The 7,050-nt window shown below is 62.6% G+C and carries 5 protein-coding genes; 4 read left to right on the top strand and 1 reads right to left on the bottom strand.

Features of this window, described 5'->3' with window-relative positions; genetic code table 11:
• Nucleotides 1–109 precede the first annotated feature (109 nt).
• Nucleotides 110–874, bottom strand: coding sequence for a helix-turn-helix domain-containing protein (locus ACLD1Y_RS08145; protein ID WP_429477061.1), 765 nt, complete (start codon nucleotides 872–874; stop codon nucleotides 110–112).
• Nucleotides 875–1,046: 172 nt separating this feature from the next.
• Between ACLD1Y_RS08145 and ACLD1Y_RS08140 the strand changes: the two genes are divergently transcribed.
• From ACLD1Y_RS08140 to ACLD1Y_RS08125, 4 genes are all read left to right on the top strand, one after another.
• On the top strand, nucleotides 1,047–1,973 hold the full coding sequence (locus ACLD1Y_RS08140; RefSeq protein WP_429477059.1) for a 4-hydroxyproline epimerase: 927 nt from the start codon (nucleotides 1,047–1,049) through the stop codon (nucleotides 1,971–1,973).
• 37 nt (nucleotides 1,974–2,010) lie between these two features.
• A complete protein-coding gene (locus ACLD1Y_RS08135) occupies nucleotides 2,011–2,958 on the top strand; it encodes a dihydrodipicolinate synthase family protein (RefSeq protein WP_429477057.1) in 948 nt (315 codons plus the stop codon).
• Nucleotides 2,959–2,961: 3 nt separating this feature from the next.
• A complete protein-coding gene (locus ACLD1Y_RS08130; RefSeq protein ID WP_429477055.1) occupies nucleotides 2,962–4,203 on the top strand; it encodes an NAD(P)/FAD-dependent oxidoreductase in 1,242 nt (413 codons plus the stop codon).
• Between the two features lie 171 nt (nucleotides 4,204–4,374).
• A complete protein-coding gene (locus ACLD1Y_RS08125) occupies nucleotides 4,375–7,002 on the top strand; it encodes a LuxR C-terminal-related transcriptional regulator (RefSeq protein ID WP_429477053.1) in 2,628 nt (875 codons plus the stop codon).
• Nucleotides 7,003–7,050: the final 48 nt, after the last annotated feature.

The raw sequence follows: 7,050 nt of genomic DNA, 5'->3' as shown, positions 1-7,050 counted from the left end.
AATGCGGTGTGTCAGCCAATGAATAAGTTGACTGACACACCGCTTTCGCGAGCAAGCCCGCTCCCACATTAGGACTTCAATTGACTGTGAGACCTCCATTCTAGGCCTCTCAAGTCTCGCGATATTGCCTCGGCGTAAACCCGGTGGAGGCCTTGAACTGCCGGGTAAACGCGCTGTGGTCGGTATATCCGCATTGCAACGCCACGTCGGTAATCGGCAGGTCGGTGTGCAATAGCCGATGGGCATGTTCCAAGCGTACTTTCTGGATCATCTGCCGGGGTGTCAGGTGGAACACGCGCTTGCAGTAGCGCTCCAGTTGCGCCACTGAAATCCCGGCGATTCGCGTCAGTTCACTCAAGGTCACGCGGCGGTTGAAGTGGGTGCGGATGTGGGCGTCCACGGCGGCCAGGCGTTGGTACGCGGGGTGGGTTTCGCTGGCCGATTGCAGGTCCACCGAAATACCCGCCAGGCCGATGATCACGCCACTGTCGTTGTACAGCGGCCATTTGTGCGTCAGGCACCAACCCGGTTCACGGGTGCCGTACAGGTGCAGTTCAAGCTGGTCTTGCAGCACAAACCCTTGGTCCAGCACGCGCCGGTCCTGCTCGGTGTAGCCGGGGCCCAATTGCGCGGGGAAGACTTCAGCGCTGGTCTTGCCCAGCAGCGGTTGCAATTGCTTGAGCCCACAGCGCTGCACCAGGGTGCGGTTGGCGAGCACGTAACGCGCCTGGATGTCCTTGATAAAGATCGTCGCATTGGGGATCACGTCCAGCATCGGCAACAGTTGCACGACACTGGCCAACAGTTGCTCGATGGTCTGCGGCGGATTGGCCCGGTCCCCTTGGCAAAGGGTGGCAAACGCACGTTGCATCATGACGGTATATCCCTGCGCTGATCCGCTCGACGCGTAGCAGATTGCACCATGCTCCAAGCGCTGTCGAGCGGCGAACACTGTGCTGATTTCGTCATCGAGTCCGCTAAAAAACATCAATCGCCGATGCCTTCACCGGGCTCATTGTAGGCCTGCCCACTGATTGGAGCCTCTTATGAAGCGACTGCATGTGATCGACTCCCACACCGGTGGCGAGCCCACGCGCCTGGTGCTCAATGGTTTCCCTGAGTTGACCGGCGCCACCATCGCCGAACAATTGCACAGCCTGCGCACAGACCATGACCTATGGCGCCGCGCTTGCCTGCTGGAGCCGCGTGGCAACGCTGTATTGGTGGGCGCGCTGTACTGCGCGCCGGTCACGCCCGGTGCGACCTGCGGCGTGATTTTCTTCAACAACGCCGGTTACTTGGGCATGTGCGGCCACGGCACCATTGGCCTGGTGGCGTCCCTGCACTACCTGGGCCGAATAGCGCCAGGGCTGCACACCATCGATACGCCCGTTGGCCCGGTGACGGCGACCTTGCACGATGACGGCGCGGTTACGCTGGGCAACGTGCCCGCCTACCGTTATCGCCAGCAAGTAGAAGTGCGGGTCCCGGGCCACGGCGCGGTTCGGGGCGATATCGCCTGGGGCGGCAATTGGTTTTTCCTGGTCTCCGAGCACGGCCAACGCCTGCAGATGGACAACGTTGATGCCCTCACCGAGTACACCTGGGCGATGCTCAAGGCCCTGGAAGACCAAAGTATCCACGGCGCCGACGGGGCGCTGATCGACCATATCGAATTGTTCGCCGACGATGCCCAGGCCGACAGCCGCAATTTCGTGATGTGCCCCGGCAAGGCCTACGACCGCTCGCCTTGCGGCACCGGCACCAGCGCCAAGCTGGCCTGCCTGGCCGCCGATGGAAAACTGGCGCCCGGTGAAACCTGGGTGCAAGCCAGCATCACCGGCAGCCAATTTGAAGCCCGCTATGAGTGGGACGGCGACCGCGTGCGCCCCTTCATCACCGGCCGCGCCTACATGACCGCCGACAGCACGTTGCTGATCGACGAACTGGATCCTTTCGCCTGGGGCATTTGAGCCTCTCGCCCTCAGCACACGCCAAGGAGTTAGCGCCATGAGCGACAACGTCTTCACCGGTTGCATCCCTGCCCTGATGACCCCGTGCACCCCAGCACGCAAGCCCGACTTAGACGCGCTGGCCGCCAAGGGCCGCCAACTGATCGATGCCGGCATGAGCGCCGTGGTGTATTGCGGTTCCATGGGTGATTGGCCGTTGCTCACGCAAGCCGAGCGCCAGGAAGGTGTGGCGCGCCTGGTCGCGGCCGGTGTGCCGACCATTGTCGGCACCGGTGCGGTGAACAGCCGCGAAGCGGTAGCCCATGCGGCCCACGCCGCCGAGGTGGGCGCCCAGGGTTTGATGGTGATTCCCCGGGTGTTGTCCCGGGGCGCCAGCGCCAGCGCGCAAAAGGCGCATTTCTCGGCGGTGCTCAAGGCTGCGCCGAGCCTGCCGGCGGTGATCTACAACAGCCCGTACTACGGTTTTGCCACCCGCGCCGAGCTGTTCTTCGAACTGCGGCGCGAGCACCCGAACCTGATCGGCTTCAAGGAGTTCGGTGGCGGCGCCGACCTACGCTACGCCGCCGAACACATCACCTCCCAGGACGACAGCGTGACCTTGATGGTGGGCGTAGACACCCAAGTGGTGCACGGCTTCGTCAACTGCAACGCCACCGGCGCCATCACCGGCATCGGCAACGCTCTGCCCCGCGAAGTGCTGCAACTGGTAGCCCTGAGCAAGCAAGCCGCCACAGGCAATGCCAAGGCCCGTCGCTTGGCCCTGGAACTGGAAGGCGCGCTGGCGGTGCTGTCGTCGTTCGATGAAGGCTGCGACCTGGTGCTGTATTACAAGCACCTGATGGTGCTCAACGGCGACAGCGAATACGCCCTGCATTTCAACGAGAGCGATGTGCTCAGCACTGCCCAGCGTCGGTATGCCGAACATCAATACACGCTGTTCCGCCAGTGGTACGCCAACTGGTCGGATGAACAGAACGTCGCTTAGCCCATGGCCGATCCCGATATCGTGGTGGTGGGCGCGGGTATTATCGGCGTGGCCTGTGCCCTGCAACTGGCCCGCCAAGGCCAGCGCGTGGTGGTGATGGACCCGCAGCCGCCGGGCATGGGTGCGTCCTACGGCAACGCCGGGCATCTGGCGAGCGAGCAAGTGTTTCCGATTGCCGACGCATCAATCCTCAAGCGCCTGCCCGCCATGCTGCTAGACCCTATGGGCCCGCTGCGCCTGGACTGGAGATACCTACCCCGCGCCCTGCCCTGGTTTGCCCGCCTGCTGTTGAACCTGCGCCCGGCGAGTTACCAGCGCACGGTGGCGGGCCTTCGCACACTGAATGAGGGCAGCCTGGGGGCCTGGCAACGGTTGTTGCACAGCATTGGGCACGAAGCGTTATTGCGTGAAGACGGTTCACTCCTGGTGTTTGAGCAGGCCGAATCCCGCGGGGCACTCGATGCGTTGCGACAACGGATGCAGCAACAGCAGGTGCCGGTGGATGCCTGGTCCCGCGACACCATACGCCACGCCGTGCCGCAGTTGAGCGAGCGCATTCAAGGGGGGTTGTTTTTCCCCGCGACTGGGCACTTTCTCGATCCCTACCGGGTAGTGTGCGCGTTGGTAACGGCCGCCAAGGCATGCGGTGTGCAGTTCCTCCAGCGCAAGGTTCTGGATGGGCGTGTTCAGGCACACGGCGTCTCCCTGAGTACCGATCTCGGCACCCTCCACGCGTCCCAAGTGCTGATCGCCTGCGGCGCGCACTCGGCCAAGCTCACCCATGCACTGACCGGCAAAAAAGTGCCGCTGGACACCGAACGCGGCTACCACCTGATGCTGCCCCACGAACACAATCGCCTGCCCTTCGCGGTCACCTCGCTGGAACGCAAGTTCATCATGACGCCCATGGAAGGCGGGCTGCGCCTGGCAGGCACGGTTGAGTTCGCCGGCCTTGAGCGCCCGGCGAACATGGCGCGCGCCTGGCAATTGCACCGGTTGAGCCAGGGGTTGTTTCGCCAGGATTTGAACGTGCAGGGAGCAACACCCTGGATGGGCTTGCGGCCGTCGTTGCCGGATTCGCTGCCGATTATTGATCGAGTGTGCGATGGCAAGGTGCTGCTTGCGTTTGGGCATCAGCATTTGGGGTTGACGCAGGCGGCGGTGACGGCAGAAAGGATCGGGCAATTGGTGCTATCAAGGGACACTCCGATTGACGCCCCCTATTGCTTGAGTCGATTCAAATAAAAACAGATGCGTCCTACAAAACCTGTAGGACGCTCACGGCAAGCCCGCTGCAATACCGGTCAGCGCCGTATCCGGCACGCCAGATAAACATCGCGTGACGATTCAGCCCGCCCCCCAGGAAAATCGAGCTGATAAAACCCAAAGCGGCCACTCCTGCACGAGACCGCGACTGTGAATAAACTGCCTTCTAGCGCCACTGGCGGCGCCTGGTTCTGGGTTGGAAAACTGACCCCACCCTTGACCCTGCTGACATCACTGCCCAGGCCATCGCTGCTGGAGTCCTTTCAACGGCGCGTCAAAGGCCCGTTGGTCCTGGTGGTCGCACCGGCCGGTTTCGGCAAGACGACCCTCATGATGCAGTGGCGACAAACCCTGATGTCGACGACCCACCCGGCTATCGTTGCCTGGCTGTCATTGGATGACGCCGACAGCGACCCCAACCGCTTCCTGTCTTACTTGATTCTTACGCTGGACCGAGCGGGGCTTGACCTGGGACATCTGCCCCGCCTGGCACAGGCCCAGGCGCTGGATGCCCAACCGCAGCGAACCATCACCGCCCTGCTCCATGCGCTCGCCAGGGAAAATCGCCAAGTCACGCTGTTTCTTGACGACTATCACTGCGCCGCCAATCCACAGCTCGATGCGCTTGTGCAAGCCTTGCTGGAACAAGGCGCGCCATGGTTGGAATGGGTTGTATCCGCACGCATACGCCCAGGCTGGCCACTGGCGCAATGGAAAGCCAATGGCTGGGTGCATGAAGTGTCGCCACAAGCGCTGAAACTCACGATGGCGCAAACCGCAACCATCCTGGGTCCCGACATCCTGCCCAGCGAACTCGATCATGTGTATCAAACCACGGAGGGCTGGGCGGTTGCCGTCCAACTGGCACGTTTGTGGCGGGCCAGTGGCGACGCTTCGCTGTATGGGCTCACCGCGTTTTCCGGTCGTGTTGCCGATATCGCTGATTACCTGACAGGCCAAGTGGTTCAACGCCTGCCTTTGGAATGCCAGGCGTTCCTGCGTGACATGGCGTTGCTGGAACGCTTCAACGCCGAATTGGCCGATGCGGTACGCGGGCGCAGCGACAGTGCGCAGTGGCTGATGCAGTTGAGCCATCTTGACGCCCTGCTGATGCCGTTGGATGCAGGTCGCCAGTGGTTTCGACATCACCGGCTACTGCAGGACTTTCTCAACCAGGGCATCGATGCCAGTGCGGCACGGGATATACACCACGCCGCCGCGCTGTGGCTGGCCGATCAACACGACTGGGCGCAAGCAATTGCCTATGCGCTACGTGCCCGTGACACGCAACTGGCAGTACACCTGGTGGTACGCGCCGGCAGCTGGGAAGTGGTGCTCTACAACGGCATCCGCTATGCCCAAAGCCTGCTGCAACAATTCGATGAGAAGACACGGTGCGCAGAACCGGACCTGCTGCTACTCCAGGCCTATCTGCATGCCAAGCTCGGCGAGCATGCCCTTGCCAGCCAATTGCTGAGCCTGGTCCAGCAGCGGGTTCAGGATGATCCGCGGCTGGCGCGAGACTTCCATGTCATCCAAACCTTGGCTTGCGCGTACGTGGATTGCTTCGACGTCTCACCGCCAGCCTGCGCGGCAGGCAACAGCCTGCTGGCCACTGCCACGCTGGAATGTGTCCATGCGCTGCAGGCGCTGACCCAGGGTGAACTGGCACGAGCACTGCAAATCGTTCGTTCGGCCCATATCAAGATGCGCCTGGTTGCCAGCCCGCGCGGTGAGAACTATTGCCGGGTCCATGAGGCGCAAGTCCTGGCGTTGACCGGTGACGTGTCAGGCGCCGCGCAAATGGTGCAAAACGCGTTGGCCGTTGCCGACAGCCAATTTGGCAGTGAAAGTTCAGTACGGGCGTTAGTGGGCTGCCTCAAGGCTCAGCATCTGTATTGGCAAGGCGCGTGGGCCGAGTCGACACCTTGGTTTCGTGACGGCTGGGCCTTGCTTAAGCACACCGATGGCTGGCTGGATATCGCCGCCGTTGCCGCCGAAGTGGCGTGGCGTACCTCGCTGCGCAACCTCGGCCTGCAACCGGCACTGCTGGAACTTGAGCGAGTGACTCAGTTGGCCGAAGCGCGTCACTGGCAACGATTGGTACGCTTGGCCAGCGCTTGGCGCGTCGACCTGCTGGTGCAGGCCGGCTCGCTGAACCAGGCCCGCCACGCAGCGGTGGCAGCAAATCTGGAAGGCGCCGCCGACACCCCAGGCGACTGGCGCAACCAAGAAGCCGCGACACTGGCATTGGCCCGGTTGCAGTTCGCCACGGGCGCCGCGGGCGCTGCACTCAACCGCCTACTGCGCACAGCCCAGGCGCTGCAACAGCGCGGCTTGCAATTGCCGGCATGGCGCCTACAAGTCTTGACCCTGGCAGGGTGCTCGAAAGGTTTTCCGGTTACTCAGGATGAAATCCTGGCGTCGGTTCCTGCGCAAATGCTACCTGGGTTGCTGCTGGAGGCTGGGCCCTGTGTGCTGCCCGCGCTGGAGGCCTGCAGCGCGTGGAGTGGCGCGCTGCAGGCGGTTATTACGCGACTGCGCGGATGGCGCGCGCACCCGGTTCGACCGCGCCTGCCCTTCAGCCCCAAAGAGATGCAGATCCTCACCCTGCTGGGCGAAGGCCAATCAAACAAGACCATCGCCCAAGGCATGGGCATTTCCGAAAACACCGTGAAATTCCACCTCAAGCACATCTTTACCAAACTTTGCGTCGATAACCGCAATGCCGCAATGGCGGCAGCCCTGCGCTTGGGCCTGCTGCTACCACCCTATTGACCCATCAACCTACCCATATGGGTAGCTGGCACACCCCGTCCCCCCCAA

The sequence above is a fragment of the Pseudomonas sp. 18175 genome, assembly GCF_050432925.1.
Lineage (GTDB): Bacteria > Pseudomonadota > Gammaproteobacteria > Pseudomonadales > Pseudomonadaceae > Aquipseudomonas.
Note: the sequence above shows the minus strand (reverse complement) of the source record. Positions and strands in the feature narration are given on the sequence as shown.

What these genes read in the sequence shown, in the direction of transcription:
- ACLD1Y_RS08145 (WP_429477061.1), bottom strand. Translation starts at nt 874, where the DNA reads ATGATGCAACGTGCGTTTGCCACCCTTTGCCAAGGGGACCGGGCCAAT.
- ACLD1Y_RS08140 (WP_429477059.1), top strand. Translation starts at nt 1,047, where the DNA reads ATGAAGCGACTGCATGTGATCGACTCCCACACCGGTGGCGAGCCCACG.
- ACLD1Y_RS08135 (WP_429477057.1), top strand. Translation starts at nt 2,011, where the DNA reads ATGAGCGACAACGTCTTCACCGGTTGCATCCCTGCCCTGATGACCCCG.
- ACLD1Y_RS08130 (WP_429477055.1), top strand. Translation starts at nt 2,962, where the DNA reads ATGGCCGATCCCGATATCGTGGTGGTGGGCGCGGGTATTATCGGCGTG.